This window comes from Micromonospora sp. MP36, from assembly GCF_008119785.1.
GTDB lineage: Bacteria > Actinomycetota > Actinomycetes > Mycobacteriales > Micromonosporaceae > Micromonospora.
Map to the genome: position 1 here is coordinate 618,410 of NZ_VSFA01000001.1, position 16,281 is coordinate 634,690.

Here is a 16,281-nt window from a genome sequence, read left to right on the forward strand (position 1 = left end):
TGGCGGTCGCTTCCGCCCGCCCCTGGGAAGGGTGATGAAATGAGCCGGTCAGAGCGACCGGTGAGGCGGCCGGCAGGCCCCGGAATCGACCTCTGGGCGCTCTCGGGCGCTTGTCTGCCGGCTGTCCCGCTCCGCCCTGGTCGCGCACTGCCTGTCCGCCTCCGCGTGTGGCGAAACCCACAGACCATGACTTTGGGTAGCGAGGTCCAGATGCCCGAGGCCCGTTGACCGTCGCGGGCCGGCCGGGCGTGCGACGTGAGACGATCCAGACGTGACGGCGATCATCCTGGACGGCAAGGCGACCGCGGCGGAGATCAAGGACGAGTTGCGGACACGGGTAAAGGCGCTGGCGGATCGAGGGGTCATCCCGGGGCTCGGCACCGTCCTGGTCGGCACCGATCCGGGCTCCCAGGCGTACGTCAACGGCAAGCACCGCGACTGCGCCGAGGTCGGCATCGCGTCGATCCGCCGGGAACTGCCCGCCGACGCCACCCAGGGGCAGCTCGACGCCGTGCTCGCCGAGCTGAACGCGGACCCGGCCTGCCACGGCTACATCGTCCAGTTGCCGCTGCCGGCCCATCTGGACACGCAGCGGGCGCTGGAGCTGATCGACCCCGAGAAGGACGCCGACGGCCTGCACCCGATCAACCTGGGCCGGCTGGTGCTCGGCTACGACGCCCCGCTGCCCTGCACCCCGCGCGGCATCGTCGAACTGCTCCGCCGGCACGACGTCGCGCTGCGCGGCGCCAAGGTGGCGCTTATCGGCCGGGGCAACACGGTCGGCCGCCCGCTCGGCCTGCTGCTCACCCGGCGCAGCGAGAACGCCACGGTGACCCTCTGCCACACCGGCACCCTCGACCTGGCCGAGCAGACCCGGGCCGCCGACATCGTCATCGTCGCGGCCGGCGTGCCGGGCCTGCTCACCACCGACATGATCACGCCGGGCGCGACCGTCGTCGACGTCGGCATCACCCGGGTGATCGGCTCGGACGGCAAGGGGCGCTACACCGGCGACGTGGACCCGGAGGTGGCCGAGGTCGCCGGCAAGCTGGTCCCGATGCCGGGCGGCGTCGGCCCGATGACCCGAGCCATGCTGCTGACCAACGTGGTGGAACGGGCCGAGGGTGGCGCCTGAGCACCCAAGCACGTCATAACCGTCCGCCCCTGGCCGGATCGGTGACAGGATGGCTGATACGGTCCGGAAAACCGACTGGTATCAGGGGAGTGGGACGACCATGGGTAAGAAGGTCACTGTCGTCGGCGCCGGCTTCTACGGCTCCACCACCGCGCAGCGCCTGGCCGAGTACGACATCTTCGACACCGTGGTGATCACGGACATCATCGAGGGCAAGCCGGCGGGCATCGCGCTGGACATGAACCAGTCGCGCCCGGTCGAGGGCTTCGAGACCAAGGTCATCGGCGTCACCACCGGTCCGAACGGCGAGGGCTACGAGGCCATCGAGGGCTCGGACGTCGTCGTCATCACCGCCGGCCTGCCCCGCAAGCCGGGCATGAGCCGGATGGACCTGCTGGAGACCAACGCCAAGATCGTCCGCCAGGTGGCCGAGAACGTCGCCAAGTACGCCCCGAACGCCGTCGTCATCGTCGTCTCCAACCCGCTCGACGAGATGACCGCGCTGGCCCAGAAGGCCACCCAGTTCCCCAAGAACCGCGTGCTCGGCCAGGCCGGCATGCTGGACAGCGCCCGGTTCACCAACTTCGTGGCCGAGGCGCTGAGCGTACCGGTGAAGTCGGTGAAGACGCTGACCCTCGGCTCGCACGGCGACACCATGGTGCCGGTCCCGTCGCAGAGCACGGTGGACGGCAAGCCGCTGCGTGACGTCATGCCGGCCGAGCAGATCGAGGACCTGGTCGTCAAGACCCGCAACGGCGGCGCCGAGGTGGTCGCGCTGCTGAAGACCGGCTCCGCCTACTACGCCCCGTCGGCCGCCGCCGCCCGGATGGCCAAGGCCGTCGCGGAGGACTCCGGCGAGGTCATGCCGGTCTGCGCCTGGGTCGACGGCCAGTACGGCATCTCCGGCGTCTACCTCGGCGTCGAGGCCGAGATCGGCCGGGACGGCGTCCGGCGGGTCGTCGAGACCAAGCTGGACGCCGACGAGTTGGCCAGCCTGAAGGAGGCCGCCGAGGCGGTCCGCGCCAAGCAGTCCGACGTCGCCAACATGTGATCCTGGCTGCCCGAAGCGCCCCGCGACCGCCGGTCGCGGGGCGCTTTCGCGTCCCGTCCGGGGATCGGTCGGCCCGGCCCGCGCCGGAACCGGGTCAGGCGCCGTCGACCAGGACGCCCAGGCCGTCGAGGACCCGGGCCAGGCCGAACTCGTACGCCTGCTCCGGGCTGTAGGCGGCGTTCTGCGCGGCCCCGGCGGCGGCGCCGACCCGGACGGCGGTCGGGTACCGCTGCGCATCGAGCACCCGGGCGAGCAGCGGGGCGTTCGCCGCCCACCACTGTTCATCGCTCCACGCGCTCTCCCGTCTGGCGAGCCGTGCCTCGGCCGCCGCGCGGGCTGCGGCCCGGACGAAGTCGAGGACGTACGTCAACGCCGCGTCCCGCTGCACGTCGTCCAGGCCGGTGCCGTCGAAGGCGCGCAGCTCGTATTCGTACTTGGCCATCAGCCCCGGACCCAGCGGCGGCCGCCCGGTGCCGACCTCGGCGGCCCAGGGGTGGGCGGCGAACAGCTTGCGGTTGTCCTCGGCGAGCGCCGCCACCCGGGCCCGCCACGGTTCGCCGGAGCGGTCCGGCCGGGGCATCCGGGCGTAGCTCGCATCCAACATCAGGTCGAGCAACTCGGCCTTGCCGGGCACGTACGTGTAGAGGGTCATCGGCGCGACACCGACGGCCTGGGCGACCGCCCGCATGGTCACCGCGTCCAGCCCGTCGGTGTCCGCCAGCTCGATCGCGGCCGTGACGATGTCGTCCAGCGAGTAGCCCTGGCGGGGGCCCCGGCGCGGGGTCTCGTCGGGTTGCCGCCAGAGCAGTCGCAGGGTGCGGGCCGGATCGCCGGCTCCGCTGCGGTGGTTGGGCACCTCTCGATCCTCTCAGGCGAAAACCCCGTACGCAGTACGTTGTACAATGTACGGAGTAATTCCCCCGACTTCAGGGAGACCACGTGCAGATCACCGCCTCGGCCATCTCGCTCAACGTCGACGACGTGGCGGCCTCGGCCGCCTTCGTCCAGCAGCACTTCGGTTTCCGGCAGGAAATGGCGGCCGACGGGTTCGTCTCGCTGGCCCGCGAGGGGGTCGGCGTCAACCTGATCTTCCTGCGGACCGGGCTGGCCAGCATCCAGCCGGAAAGCCTGAAGCAGCAGCGGGCTCAGGGCCTGATCGTCGCCTTCGTGGTGGACGACATCGACGCCGAGTACGCCCGGATCCAGGCCGCCGGCGTACCGGTCACGACCCCGATCCAGACCGAGCCGTGGGGGGAGCGCTTCTTCCAGGTCACCGACCCCAACGGGCTGATCATCCAGCTGGTGCAGTGGGTGCACGCCCCGGGCGACGCGGGCTGATCCGGCGTGGCGCCGTTCACCGAGGCGCCGGCACCTCGGTGAACGGCGCGCCCAGGTGCGGCGTCGCCAGCACCGCCCGGCCGTGCCGGGCCAGTTCGCGCAGCAGGGCCGTACGGGACCCGCGTGCCGCCGCGGGGTCCTCCTCGTGGGCGTACGCCAGGGTGGGGTCGACCAGCTGCACGGTGTGCACCAGCAGGTCGCCGGTGACCAGCAGGCGCTCGTCGGCGGAGTCGACCAGCACCGACTGGTGACCCGGGGTGTGCCCGGGCGTGCTCAGCACGCGTACGCCGGGGGTGAGGTCGGTGTCGCCGTCGACCACCCGGAGTTGGCCGGCGGCGCGCAACGGCCCCAGGAGCCGGGCCGGCAGCTCGGGGTGGAACCGGTCCAGCGCCGCCAGCTCGGCCCGTTGCACCAGGTGGTCCGCGTTTGGGAACAGGTCTCCGGCCCAGCCGACGTGGTCGCTGTGCAGGTGGGTGAGCACCACGGTGCGCACGTCCGCCGGGTCGATGCCGGCGGCGGCCAGTTCCGCCGGCAGCCGGCCCGGCACCGGCGCCCAACCCGCGGCGAGCGAGTCGGCCGGGCCGATCCCGGCGTCGACCAGGGTGACCGGCCCGTCCCCGGTACGCAGGGCGAAGCAGCGGAACGGCAGCCACCAGCGGCCGTCCGGGGTGACCGTGTCCGGGTCCCGACGGTCGGCCTCCCGCCACTGGCCTCCGGTGGCGCCCGGGAAAGCCTCCTCGCGGGGCTGGAAGAAGGGCCCCGCCCCGTCGACCAGCGCGGTGACCGTGATAGACCCGATCGTGTGCGTCAGCGGCATCCGGGAAGGATGCCACTCCGGACCCGTAGCGGGTGACCCCGATTCCATCGGGTGAGGCCGGCTGGGGCACCCCGGTCAGTTTCCAGTACGCTCGTACTGCTTGAGCACGTGTCCCCCGAGAGGAGCGCCGGCCGATGGCGAAGATCAAGGTAAACAACCCGGTCGTGGAAATCGCCGGCGACGAGATGACCCGGATCATCTGGAAGCAGATCCGGGAGCAGCTGATCCTGCCGTACCTCGACGTCGACCTGCACTACTACGACCTGTCGATCCAGCACCGTGACGCCACGGACGACCAGGTCACCGTCGACGCCGCCAACGCCATCAAGGAGCACGGCGTCGGCGTCAAGTGCGCCACCATCACCCCCGACGAGGCCCGGGTGGAGGAGTTCGGCCTGAAGAAGATGTGGCGGTCGCCGAACGGCACCATCCGCAACATCCTCGGCGGCGTGGTCTTCCGCGAGCCGATCATCATGTCGAACGTGCCGCGGCTCGTCCCCGGCTGGACCAAGCCGATCATCATCGGCCGGCACGCGCACGGCGACCAGTACAAGGCCACCGACTTCGTCGTCCCCGGCCCGGGCACGGTGACCATCACCTACACCCCGGCCGACGGCGGCGCGCCGATGGAGATGGAGGTCGCCAACTTCCCCGGCGGCGGCGTCGCCATGGGCATGTACAACTTCGACGAGTCGATCCGGGACTTCGCCCGCGCCTCGATGCGCTACGGCCTGGACCGCGGCTACCCGGTCTACCTGTCGACCAAGAACACCATCCTCAAGGCGTACGACGGCCGGTTCAAGGACATCTTCGCCGAGGTGTTCGAGAACGAGTTCAAGTCGGAGTTCGAGAAGGCCGGCATCAGCTACGAGCACCGGCTGATCGACGACATGGTGGCCGCCGCGCTCAAGTGGGAGGGCGGCTTCGTCTGGGCCTGCAAGAACTACGACGGTGACGTGCAGTCCGACACCGTTGCCCAGGGCTTCGGCTCGCTCGGCCTGATGACCTCCGTGCTGATGACCCCGGACGGCCGCACCGTCGAGGCCGAGGCCGCGCACGGCACCGTCACCCGGCACTACCGGCAGTGGCAGAAGGGCGAGAAGACCTCGACCAACCCGATCGCGTCGATCTACGCCTGGACCCGGGGCCTGGCCCACCGGGGCAAGCTGGACGGCACCCCGGCGGTGACCGAGTTCGCCAACACCCTGGAGCAGGTCATCGTCGACACCGTCGAGGGTGGCCAGATGACCAAGGACCTCGCGCTGCTCATCTCGCGCGACGCCCCGTGGCTGACCACCGACGAGTTCATGAACGCGCTCGACGAGAACCTGGCCCGCAAGCTCGCGGCCTGATTCCCGTACGCGTCACCGACCGAGCCCGCCGGCACCCGCCGGCGGGCTCCGTCGTCCGTGCCGGCGTCACCAAGGGGTGGCGCGCCTCGTTGAGCTGGGTGGACGGGATGCCAGTCCCATCCAGGAAGGTTGACCGCGGTCGCCTCGCGGCAGAGCGCCGATCAGCCAGCCTTCCCGGCTGTCGCGCACAGCCAGCCGTCCCTTCCCTGCGGGGGGCCCTGTCCCGGGCCCCCCGCGCCCTGTTGTGCCGGCCGCGCTGCCCAGGAGTGCCAGCCGGGGCCCGTTGACCAGGGGCCCTTTCGTTCAGGCGGCCCGCAGCAGCTCCGCGGCCCGCTCCGGGGCGATGTCGTTGATGAACACGCCCATCGCCGACTCCGTGCCGGCCAGATACTTCAGCTTGTCCCGGGCCCGCCGGATGCTGAACAGCTGCAGGTGCAGGTGCCCCAGCTCGCGGTCGACGTGCACCGGGGCCTGGTGCCACGCCGCGATGTACGGCATCGGCAGCTCGAACAGCCCATCGAAGCGGCGCAGCACGTCGAGGTAGAGCGGGCCGAACGCGTCCCGCTCGGCGTCGTCCAGCGCGGGGATGTCCGGCACCGGCCGGTGCGGGGCCACGTGCACCTCGAACGGCCAGCGAGCGGCCGCCGGCACGTACGCCGTCCAGTGCGCGTTGCTCGCCACCACCCGCTCCCCGGCGGCGCGTTCCGCGGCGAGCACGTCCGCGTACAGGTTGCCGCCGGTGCGCTCGGCGTGCCGGCGGGCGGCGGCGAGCATGGTGCGCGTGCGGGGCGTCACGAAGGGGCATGCGTAGATCTGCCCGTGCGGGTGGTGCAGCGTCACCCCGATCTCCACGCCCCGGTTCTCGAACGGGAAGACCTGTGCCACGCCGGGCAGTTCGCCGAGGGCGGTGGTCCGGTCGGCGAGCGCGTCCAACACGGTCCGCACCCGGCGGGGGGAGAGGCTGGCGAACGAGGCGTGGTGGTCGTCGGTGAAGCAGACCACCTCGCACCGGCCGCGCCCGGGGCGGACCGGGGTGAACGGGGTGATCTCGGCGGCCGGCTCCTCGACGACCCGCTGGCTCAGCGACGGGAAGCGGTTCTCGAAGACGGCCACGTCGTAGTCGGGAGCGGGGATCTCGCTGAGCCGGTCACCCCGGGACGGGCAGAGCGGGCACTGGTCGGCCGGGGGGAGGAAGGTGCGGGTCTGCCGGTGCACCGCCACCGCCACCCACTCGTCGGTCAGCGGGTCGTACCGGAGCTGCGACGCCGGCGGCGGCGGGGGCAGCTCCCGCCGGTCCGGCTGGTCGCGGAGCGCGTCGTCCCGCTCGTCGAAGTAGATCAGCTCGCGGCCGTCGGCCAGCTCGATCCGCGTACGCTTCACTTCGCCCCTTCCGTGCCGCGGACGACCAGCAGTTCGCCCACCCGCTCCTCGAGCACCCGCCGCGCCTCCGGCGCCAGTCGGTCGTCGGTGACCAGCACGTCGGCGGCGTCCAGCCCGACGATCGAGGAGATGCCGACCGTGCCCCACTTGGTGTGGTCGGCGAGCACCACCAGCCGGTCGGCGGCGGCCACCAGGGCGCGGTTGGTGTCCGCCTCCATCAGGTTCGGCGTGGTGAACCCGGCCCGCTCGCTGATCCCGTGCACGCCGAGGAAGAGCAGGTCCAGGTGCAGCGCCCCGAGCGCCGCCACGGCCAGCGGGCCGACCAGCGCGTCCGAGGGGGTACGCACCCCGCCGGTGAGCACCACGGTCTGATCCGGCCGGCCGCCGACGTGCAGGATCTCGGCGACCGGCAGCGAGTTGGTCACCACGGTCAGCCCGGGCACGTCGACCAGGCGGCGGGCCAGCTCGGCGGTGGTCGTACCGGCGGAGAGGGCGACCGCGGCGCCGGGGCGGACCAGCTGCGCGGCCCGGGCGGCGATCGCCGCCTTCTCCGTCGACTGGCGGACCGACTTGGCCCGGAATCCCGGCTCGTCGGTCGAGCCGGCGAGGGTCGCCCCACCGTGCACCTTGGCCAGCAGGCCCTGCTCGTCCAGCGTCTCCAGGTCGCGCCGGATGGTCATGTCGGAGACGCCGAACTCGGCGGCCAGCTCCGTCACCCGTACGCCGCCGGCCGCGCGGACCCGTTCCAGGATGGCCGCCTGCCGCTGCCGCGCCAGCACCCGACCCCACCTCCCGCTCCCGACCCCGTGCTCACGTGGTCGAACGTGTTCCAACAAGAATGAACACTAGCGCGCAGGGGAGAACCGGGGAAGAAAGGGGTGCCCAGACGCCGGCCGCCGCCCTCCGGGACCGGACGGCGGCGGCGAGACTGCGTGGCCCGCCACCGTGACGGGCGGGCCGGGCTCGGTCAGGCGGGCTGGAGGCGGGGCTCCACCCAGCCGGTCTCGGTCAGGTGCTCCATCACCCGCTGGACCGCCTCCTCGACGGTCATGTCCGTGGTGTCCACCACCAGGTCGGCGTCGGTGGGCTCTTCGTACGGGTCGTCGATGCCGGTCATCCCGGTGATCAGGCCGGCGCGGGCGCGGGCGTACAGGCCCTTGCGGTCCCGCTGCTCGCAGACCTCCAGCGGGGTCGCGACGTGGACCAGCAGGAAGCCCGCCCCGGCGGCCTGCGCCATCTCCCGGGCGGTGGCCCGGGCGGCCGCGTACGGGGCGATCGGGCAGCAGATGCCGACCCCCCGGTGCCGGGCGATCTCGGCGGCCACCCAGCCGATCCGCCGGACGTTGGCGTCCCGGTCGGCCTTGGTGAACCCCAGCCCGGCGGAGAGCTCCCGGCGCACCACGTCCCCGTCGAGCAGGGTGATGGTCCGGTCGCCGCCCTCGCGCAGCAGGTCGGCCAGGCCCCGGGCGATGGTCGACTTCCCGGAGCCGGAGAGGCCGGTCAGGAAGATCACCAGGCCCCGGTGCCGGCGCGGCGGGCGCGCCCGGGCCAGCTCCTTGGCCACCGCCGGCGGGGTGTGCCACTCGGGCAGCGGGAAGCCCCGGTCCAGCAGATCGTCGATCTCCGCCTGGCTGAGCGCCAGCCGCCGGTTGCGCGGCGGGATGTCCTCCCGCCAGCGCCACTGCCCGTCCCGGTTGTCGTACGCCAGCTCCCGCGGCACCAGCACGCGCAGCCCGGCCCCGGAGAGCATCCCCTCGGTGGAGAGCAGGTGGGTCACCCCGTACGCGGCGGCGACCCGGGCCCGGAGCAGGGCGTCGCTGATCTCGTCGCGCCGCCGCACCAGCGGCACCGCCAACAGGGTGGCCGGGGGCATCCGGTCCCGGGCGGCGAACACGCTGCGCACCAGCGCCTCGGACGACAGCCCGCCGGTCGCCTCCTCACCCACGGGGATCATCACCAGCAGGTGCGCGCCCAGGGTGCGGGCGGCGTGCGCGATCTGCGCGAGCTGCGGCCGGTGCAGCGGACGGTCGGCGAAGACGCCGAGCACCCGCCCCGGCGGCAGGAGCCCCCGGACCTCGTCCGGGCTGCGCCGCAGCCGCTGGAACGGCCCGTGACCGCCGTCGCCCAGCCGGCGCACCGCGCCGCCCACGCCCACCATGCCGTCGCGGACCGGCCAGACGTCGGTCACGTCCATCGCTGCCACCGGCGCGCCCTCACCGTCGGTGAGCACCAGCGCCCGCCGCAGCGGATCGTCCAGCTCCAGCCCGTCGGCGAGCGCCGCCGGCACCTGGAGGGTCACCGGCACCGGCCACGGCGTGCCGTCGGCGAGCCGGCCGCGCCGGCTCAGCGAGGCCAGGTCGGCACGGGTCATGAAGCCGGTCAGCGGGGTGTACGCCCCGGTCAGCAGCAACTCCAGATCGGCCAGTTCAGCGGTGCGAGGCGCGTACGCCGGAGCGTCCCGCAACACATCCTCGGGCAGCACCCACCCGTTGCTCATCGAACCCCCAACTCACCGGCCGGCACACAGTTTCTCAGCCCACCGGCGATCGGTCGAGAGTGCCACTCCACCTGCCGGCAACCGCCCGTTGGCGCGGCGGTCGCCGATCGGCTCAACCGGCGGGGCTGAGCGGGGCCGCGCCGAACGACAGGGCGAGGCGCCAGCCCCAACTGGCGACGCTGGTCAGCCCGGTGAGATCGGTCTCGGCGGGGATCTCGTACGCCTGGTCTTCCCGGTTCCCCTTGAGCGGACCGAGCGCGACGGGGCGCCCGTCGTCGAGGGCGTGCCACCCGGATGGCCCGGTACGAACCGGCTGGTCGGTCAACCAGACCTGAAGGTCCGGACCGTTCGAGGTGCCCGGCCCGGCCAGTTCCAGCCGGTGCCGGCCCGGAACCCTTACCGACCGTACGGTGGAATCAGGGGCATCCCCGAGCGTTTCCCGATACCCGCAGCGGCTTCCACTTCCTACGCTGGGCGTCGTGACACTGCTCGCGACCGAGTCGCTGACCAAGACGTACGGAGGCCGGGTCACCGCGTTGGCCGACCTCACGGTGTCGGTCGAGCCGGGGATCATCGGGCTGGTCGGCGCCAACGGCGCCGGCAAGTCAACCCTGATCAAGATCCTGCTGGGCCTGCTCGCCCCGACCAGTGGCCGGGTCTCCGTGCTCGGCCTCGACCCCACCACCGACCCGGCCGCGGTCCGCGCCCGGGTCGGCTACATGCCCGAACACGACGCCCTCCCGCCCGACCTGTCCGCCGCCGAGCTGGTCACCCACCTGGGTCGGATCAGCGGCCTGCCGCGGACGGTCGCCCGGGAGCGGGCCTCCGAGGCGCTGCGCCACGTCGGCCTGCACGAGGAGCGCCACCGGGCCGTCGGTGGTTACTCCACCGGTATGAAGCAGCGGGTGAAGCTCGCCCAGGCCCTGGTGCACGACCCCGACCTGCTGCTGCTCGACGAGCCCACCAACGGCCTCGACCCGGCCGGCCGGGACGCCATGCTCGCCCTGATCCACCGGATCGGCACCGAGTTCGGCATCTCCGTGGTGGTCTGCTCGCACCTGCTCGGCGAGGTGGAGCGGATCTGCGACACCCTCGTGGCCATCGACGGCGGGCGGCTGCTGCGCGCCGACCGGGTGGCCGCGATGACCTCCGCCACCGATGTGCTCGCCGTCGAGGTGAGCGAGGGTACGGAGGAGTTGGCCGCCCGGCTCGCCGCGCTCGCCCTGCCGGTGTCCCGGGAGGGGCGGCTGCTGCTCGTCCCGCTCGCCGACGACGCCACCTACGACCTGATCCTCGGTGCGGTCGCCGAGCTGGACCTGCCGCTGCACCGGCTGGACCAGCGGCGGCACCGGGTGGCCGAACTCTTCGCCACGAGGGAGCCCAGCCATGTCTGAGCCGACCGGCGTCATCCACGACATCGGCTACCAGCGCTACACCGGCCCACGGCTGGGTCGCTGGCACGTCTTCGGCGCGCTCTACCTGCACGGCCTGCGGACCGCGTTCGGTCTTGGCCGGTCTGCCAAGGCGAAGATCTTCCCCTGGCTGGTCATGGGCATCGTGCTGGTGGTCGCCGCCGGGCTGACCGCGGTCCGGACCCAGACCGGCCAGGTGGTCATGACGTACGCCCAGTTCGCGGACGCGATGAGCTGGCTGGTGATCTTCTTCGTCGCGGTGGTCGGGCCGGAGCTGGTCTCCCGCGACCTGCTCAGCGGCGTGCTGCCGCTCTATTTCTCCCGGCCGCTGCCGCGGGGCGACTACGCCCTGGCCAAGCTCGGCGCGCTGGTCAGCGCGCTCTGGCTGCTGCTGGGCGCGCCGCAGCTGGTGATGTTCCTCGGCGCCGCGTTCACCACCAAGGACGGGCTGCACGGGGTCTGGACCGAGCTGGGCGACCTGCTCCCCGGCCTGCTCTACGCGGCCCTGTGGGCGGTGGTCTTCGCCTCGGTCGGGCTGCTGATCGCCTCGCTCACCGGCAAACGGGCGTTCGCGGCCGGCGGCATCGTGGCCGTGTTCCTGATGACGGCCCCGATCGTCGGCATCCTGTCGATCATGCCGTCCCGGACGGTCAACGAACTGGCCATGCTCGGCTCGCCCACCGCCCTGATCCACGCTGTCGGCGCCTACACCCTCGGCGACCTGCTCGTACCCGGTGGGCAGACCGAAGATCAGATCGGCGACTTCGGGCCGCTCTACGTGACCGTCGCCGTGCTGCTGGTGGCCAGCTGCGTCGCCCTGCTCCTGCTGCGATACCGGAAGGTGGCCGCCCGATGACCACGATCAGCGCCGGCCCGCAGGCGGCGGCGACCACGCCCGCGTCCACCCTCGACCTGGCCGGGGTCTCCCGCTGGTACGGCAACGTGGTGGCGGTCAACGACGTCACCATGCGGCTCGGGCCCGGGGTGACCGGCCTGCTCGGCCCGAACGGCGCCGGCAAGACCACCCTGCTGCACATGATGGCCGGCTTCCTCGCCCCGTCCCGGGGTGCGGTCACCCTCGACGGGGAGCCGACCTGGCGCAACCCCGGCGTCTACCGGCGGCTCGGCCTGGTCAGCGAGCGGGAGGCGGTGCACGCCTTCCTCACCGCGTACGAGTTCGTGCTGGCCAGCGCGAAGCTGCACCGGCTGCCCGACCCGGAGGCCGCGGCCCGCCGGGCCATCGACCTGGTCGAGATGGCCGACGCGCAGGACCGGCGGATCGGCACCTACTCCAAGGGCATGCGGCAGCGCACCCGGGTGGCCGCCGCGCTGGTCCACGACCCGCAGGTGCTGCTGCTCGACGAGCCGTTCAACGGGATGGACCCGCGGCAGCGGCTGCACATGATGGCCCTGCTGCACCGCCTTGGCGACGCCGGCCGGACCATCCTGTTCAGCTCGCACATTCTGGAAGAGGTCGAGCAGGTCTCGGGCACCGTCCAGGTGATGGTGGCCGGGCGGCTGGCCGCCTCCGGCGACTACCGGACCATCCGCCGGCTGATGACCAACCGGCCGCACGTCTTCGCGGTCCGCTCCACCGACGACCGGGCTCTGGCGGTCGCGCTGATGGCCGAGTCGTCCGTCACCGGGGTGGAACTGGGCCGGGACGGGCTCACCGTCCGGGCCGGCGACTACGGCGCCTTCACCCGGGCGCTGCCGAAGATCGCGCTGGCCCGGCGCATCCGGGTCCGGGCGCTGACGCCCGAGGACGAATCGCTGGAGAGCGTCTTCTCCTACCTGGTGGGGAGCTGACCCATGTCGACCGTTTCCTGGATCACCGCGCGCGGGCTGTTCGGCCGGCGCCGGTTCCTGCTGCTGCTCCCGCTGCCCGCGCTGCTGCTGGTGCTCGCGATCGTCTCCCGTTCGTTGGGGGTCGACCCGGGCCAGTGGGGCCCACCGGTGCTGGTCGGGCTCGGGCTGGCCGTGGTGCTGCCGGTGGTCGCGCTGATCGTCGGCACCGGGGTGCTCGGCGCCGAGATCGACGACGGCACGGTGGTGCACATCCTCACCAAGCCGCTGCCGCGCTGGCAGATCGTGCTGCCCAAGCTCGCGGTGGCGACCGGGGTCAGCGCGGCCACCGTCGCCGTCCCGCTCTACGTGGCGGGCGTGCTCGCCGACTCGGTACGCCTCGGCCTGGGGCTCGCCGCCGCGTCGGCGCTGGGCGCGCTGGCGTACTCGGCGCTGTTCCTGGTGCTTAGCCTGCTGACCCGGCGGCCGGTGCTGCTCGGCCTGGTCTACGTGCTGATCTGGGAGGGGCTGCTGGGCCGGTTCGTGGACGGCACCAAGGTGCTCTCCATCCAGCAGTGGGTGATCGCCCTCGCCGACCGGATCGCCCCCACCGAGCTGCTCGGCACCACCGTCTCCGTACCGGTGGCGGCGGTCCTGACCGCCCTGGTGGTGGTCGGCTCGACGGTTCTGGCCATCGACCGCCTCCGCTCGTTCAGCGTGGCCGGCGAGACGAGCTGACCGCGCACCGCCGCCCCACCCTCCCCGGGGCGGCGCCGTCCGCCCGCCGAGGCCACCCCTCGGCGGGCGGACCTGTCTCCTCCCCGCCCGCCGAAGCCGAGGGCACTACTTCACGAAAGAGTGGCATCGGCGGTGCTGATGGCCACTCTTTCCGTGAATTTGTGCGGATCTCGGGTCGGCGGGGACGGGGGGAGTGGCGCGGTCAGAAGGCGCAGGCGACGACCAGTTCCGTGGTGCGGTCGGGGAGGAAGTCGAGCTTGGCGATCCGACCCGCCGCCTTGAGGTCGTCGGCGATCAGCGCGAGCCGTTCGAGCTGGGCGGCCGGGCCGAGCACCTCGGCCAGCGGCACGTCCGCCTTCATCGACAGCTTCCGTTCCGACTTGGCCCGGCGCACCTGGCCCAGCGCGTCCGCGGCCAGCCGCAGCAGCTCCGGGTCGCCCGGTCCCTGGGTGGCCCGACCCACCTCGTACGTGGTGGGCCACGGCGCCCGGTGCACCGAGCCGTACCGCCACCAGGACCAGACCTCCTCGGTGACGAAGGGCAGCACCGGGGCGAACAGGCGCAACTGCACCGAGAGCGCGGTGGCCAGCGCGGCCCGCGCGGAGTCCGCCCCCGGCCCGGAACCGTAGGCGCGCTCCTTCACCAGCTCGATGTAGTCGTCGCAGTACCGCCAGAAGAACGCCTCCGTCGCCATCAGCGCGGCAGTGTGGTCGTACCCGTCGAAGGCCGCCGTCGCCGCCCCGACCACGCCGGACAGTTCGGCGAGCATGGCGGTGTCCAGCGGCTCAGTCGCCGGCGCGCGCAACGCGTCGGCGGCGCCCAGCCCGAGCGCGAACCGGGACGCGTTGAGCAGCTTGGTGGCGAGCCGCCGCCCCACCTTGATCTGCGCGGGGTCGAAGGCCAGGTCCATCCCGGGCTTGCCGTTGGCCGCCCAGTAGCGCACCGCGTCGGAGCCGTGCTGCACCAGCAGGTCCATCGGGGTGACCACGTTCCCCTTGGACTTGGACATCTTCTTGCGGTCCGGATCGAGGATCCAGCCGGAGAGCACCGCGTCCCGCCACGGCAGCACGCCGTGCTCCAGGTGCGACCGGACCACGGTGGCGAAGAGCCAGGTCCGGATGATCTCCTGACCCTGCGGGCGCAGGTCCATCGGGAAGACCCGGCGGAACAGGTCCGGGTCGGTCTCCCAACCACCGACGATCTGCGGGGTCAACGACGAGGTCGCCCAGGTGTCCAGCACGTCCGGATCGCCGACGAAGCCGCCCGGCAGCCCGCGCTGCGCCTCCTGGTAGCCGGGTGGCGGCTCGCTGGACGGGTCGACCGGGAGGCTGGACTCGTCCGGTGTGAGAGGGTGGGACCAGTCCGGCTCGCCAGCGTTGTCGAGCCGGTACCACACCGGCACCGGCACGCCGAAGAAGCGCTGCCGGCTGACCAGCCAGTCGCCGGTCAGGCCGCCCACCCAGTGCTCGTAGCGGTGCCGCATGTGCTCCGGCACCCAGCGCAGTTCCCGCCCGCGGGCCAGCAGTTCCGCGCGCAGCTCCGCGTCGCGCCCGCCGTTGCGCAGATACCACTGCCGGGTGGAGACGATCTCCAGCGGCCGGTCGCCGCGCTCGTAGAACTTCACCGGGTGGGTGATCGGACGCGGCTCGCCCACCAGGTCACCCGCGTCGGCCAGCAACTGCACGATGGTCCGCCGCGCGCCGTTCACGGTCTGCCCGGCCAACGCCGCGTACGGCTCCGCGGGCACCCCCGCCGGCGGCTCGGGCAGCAGCCGCCCGTCCCGGCCGATCACCACCCGGGTGTCCAGCTGCAGCTCCCGCCACCAGGTCACGTCGGTCAGGTCGCCGAAGGTGCAGACCATCGCGATGCCCGTGCCCTTGGCCGGGTCCGCGAGCGGGTGCGCGCGCACCGGCACCTCGACCCCGAAGACCGGGGTACGCACCGACGCGCCGACCAGGTCCGCGTACCGCTCGTCGTCGGGGTGGCAGACCAGCGCCACGCAGGCCGGCAGCAGCTCCGGCCGGGTGGTGTCGATCAGCACCTCGCGCCCGCCCGGCGCGTGGAAGCGCAGCCGGTGGTACGCGCCGGGGCGCTCCCGGTCCTCCAGCTCCGCCTGGGCCACGGCGGTGGCGAACCCGACGTCCCAGAGCGTCGGCGCCTCCGCCTGGTACGCCTCGCCCCGGGCCAGGTTGCGCAGGAACGCCCGCTGGCTGGCCGCCCGGGCCGCCCGCCCGATCGTGGTGTAGGTCAGCGACCAGTCCACCGACAGCCCGAGCCGCCGCCACAGCGCCTCGAAGACCTGCTCGTCGGCGGTCGTGAGCTGCTCGCACAGCTCGATGAAGTTGCGCCGGGAGATCGGCGTCGGGTCCTTGCGGGCCGCCTCGCTCACCGGCGTGGCCGGCGGCTGCCACTCCGGGTCGTACGGCAGGGCCGGATCGCAGCGCACCGCGTACACGTTCTGCACCCGCCGCTCGGTGGGCAGGCCGTTGTCGTCCCAGCCCATCGGGTAGAACACCGCCCGGCCGCGCATCCGCTGGAACCGGGCCACCGTGTCGGTGTGCGTGTAGGAGAAGACGTGTCCCATGTGCAGCTCGCCGGATACGGTCGGCGGCGGGGTGTCGATCGCGTACACGTCGGCGCGCTCCTTCGAGCGGTCGAACGCGTACGTGCCCTCCTCCTGCCAGCGGCGCGCCCAGGTCTCCTCGATGCCGTCCAGGGTCGGACGCTCGGGAACGCCGGCGCGGGCCGTCCTCGCCGTATCGGTCATCAGCCGATC

General features: G+C 72.8%; 14 protein-coding genes and 1 pseudogene. 8 read left to right on the top strand and 7 right to left on the bottom strand.

What is annotated here, in order from left to right; translation table 11 throughout:
* Nucleotides 1–271: 271 nt before the first annotated feature.
* Complete coding sequence (locus FXF52_RS02940) at nucleotides 272–1,135, top strand: bifunctional methylenetetrahydrofolate dehydrogenase/methenyltetrahydrofolate cyclohydrolase (protein WP_148793642.1); 864 nt, start codon at nucleotides 272–274, stop codon at nucleotides 1,133–1,135.
* Nucleotides 1,136–1,235: 100 nt separating this feature from the next.
* Nucleotides 1,236–2,186 (top strand): malate dehydrogenase, encoded by a 951-nt coding sequence (gene mdh, locus FXF52_RS02945; protein ID WP_148793643.1) that lies wholly within the window; start codon nucleotides 1,236–1,238, stop codon nucleotides 2,184–2,186.
* Nucleotides 2,187–2,280: 94 nt separating this feature from the next.
* On the opposite strand, the gene FXF52_RS02950 is transcribed toward mdh, so the two are convergent.
* A complete protein-coding gene (locus FXF52_RS02950) occupies nucleotides 2,281–3,042 on the bottom strand; it encodes a TetR/AcrR family transcriptional regulator (RefSeq protein ID WP_148793644.1) in 762 nt (253 codons plus the stop codon).
* Nucleotides 3,043–3,125: 83 nt separating this feature from the next.
* Here FXF52_RS02950 and FXF52_RS02955 point away from each other — a divergent pair, with 83 nt between their 5' ends.
* The gene (locus FXF52_RS02955) at nucleotides 3,126–3,524 is read left to right on the top strand and encodes a VOC family protein (RefSeq protein WP_148793645.1); all 399 of its coding nucleotides are present in this window, start codon (nucleotides 3,126–3,128) and stop codon (nucleotides 3,522–3,524) included.
* 16 nt (nucleotides 3,525–3,540) lie between these two features.
* On the opposite strand, the gene FXF52_RS02960 is transcribed toward FXF52_RS02955, so the two are convergent.
* On the bottom strand, nucleotides 3,541–4,341 hold the full coding sequence (locus tag FXF52_RS02960) for an MBL fold metallo-hydrolase (RefSeq protein WP_148793646.1): 801 nt from the start codon (nucleotides 4,339–4,341) through the stop codon (nucleotides 3,541–3,543).
* Nucleotides 4,342–4,475: 134 nt separating this feature from the next.
* Between FXF52_RS02960 and FXF52_RS02965 the strand changes: the two genes are divergently transcribed.
* Entirely contained in the window at nucleotides 4,476–5,693 is a 1,218-nt protein-coding gene (locus FXF52_RS02965) for an NADP-dependent isocitrate dehydrogenase (RefSeq protein ID WP_148793647.1), read from the top strand.
* Between the two features lie 303 nt (nucleotides 5,694–5,996).
* On the opposite strand, the gene galT is transcribed toward FXF52_RS02965, so the two are convergent.
* The 4 genes and pseudogenes from galT to FXF52_RS42830 all read right to left on the bottom strand — a co-directional run.
* Nucleotides 5,997–7,073, bottom strand: coding sequence for a galactose-1-phosphate uridylyltransferase (gene galT, locus FXF52_RS02970; protein ID WP_148793648.1), 1,077 nt, complete (start codon nucleotides 7,071–7,073; stop codon nucleotides 5,997–5,999).
* Nucleotides 7,070–7,852 carry a DeoR/GlpR family DNA-binding transcription regulator gene (locus FXF52_RS02975; RefSeq protein WP_148793649.1) on the bottom strand — a complete coding sequence of 261 codons (783 nt, stop codon included), beginning with the start codon at nucleotides 7,850–7,852 and terminating at the stop codon, nucleotides 7,070–7,072. Before FXF52_RS02975 ends, galT begins: the two co-directional genes overlap by 4 nt.
* 188 nt (nucleotides 7,853–8,040) lie before the next feature.
* Nucleotides 8,041–9,570: an adenylyl-sulfate kinase gene (cysC, locus tag FXF52_RS02980; protein ID WP_148793650.1), complete on the bottom strand. Its 1,530-nt coding sequence runs from the start codon at nucleotides 9,568–9,570 to the stop codon at nucleotides 8,041–8,043.
* 112 nt (nucleotides 9,571–9,682) lie between these two features.
* A pseudogene (locus FXF52_RS42830) lies at nucleotides 9,683–9,958 on the bottom strand (DM13 domain-containing protein); the annotation flags it as partial.
* A gap of 91 nt (nucleotides 9,959–10,049) precedes the next feature.
* Here FXF52_RS42830 and FXF52_RS02990 point away from each other — a divergent pair.
* Genes FXF52_RS02990 through FXF52_RS03005 form a run of 4 tightly spaced genes read left to right on the top strand, consistent with a single transcriptional unit; the run spans nucleotide 10,050 to nucleotide 13,505 of the window.
* Nucleotides 10,050–10,964, top strand: coding sequence for an ABC transporter ATP-binding protein (locus FXF52_RS02990; protein WP_148793652.1), 915 nt, complete (start codon nucleotides 10,050–10,052; stop codon nucleotides 10,962–10,964).
* Complete coding sequence (locus FXF52_RS02995; RefSeq protein WP_148793653.1) at nucleotides 10,957–11,838, top strand: ABC transporter permease; 882 nt, start codon at nucleotides 10,957–10,959, stop codon at nucleotides 11,836–11,838. The genes FXF52_RS02990 and FXF52_RS02995 overlap by 8 nt, the downstream gene beginning before the upstream one ends.
* Complete coding sequence (locus FXF52_RS03000; RefSeq protein ID WP_148793654.1) at nucleotides 11,835–12,791, top strand: ABC transporter ATP-binding protein; 957 nt, start codon at nucleotides 11,835–11,837, stop codon at nucleotides 12,789–12,791. Before FXF52_RS02995 ends, FXF52_RS03000 begins: the two co-directional genes overlap by 4 nt.
* A 3-nt stretch (nucleotides 12,792–12,794) precedes the next feature.
* Nucleotides 12,795–13,505 (top strand): ABC transporter permease, encoded by a 711-nt coding sequence (locus FXF52_RS03005; protein WP_148793655.1) that lies wholly within the window; start codon nucleotides 12,795–12,797, stop codon nucleotides 13,503–13,505.
* Nucleotides 13,506–13,707: 202 nt separating this feature from the next.
* Here the strand turns inward: FXF52_RS03005 and valS are convergent, their stop codons facing one another.
* Nucleotides 13,708–16,272 carry a valine--tRNA ligase gene (gene valS / locus FXF52_RS03010; protein ID WP_148793656.1) on the bottom strand — a complete coding sequence of 855 codons (2,565 nt, stop codon included), beginning with the start codon at nucleotides 16,270–16,272 and terminating at the stop codon, nucleotides 13,708–13,710.
* Nucleotides 16,273–16,281 lie beyond the last annotated feature (9 nt).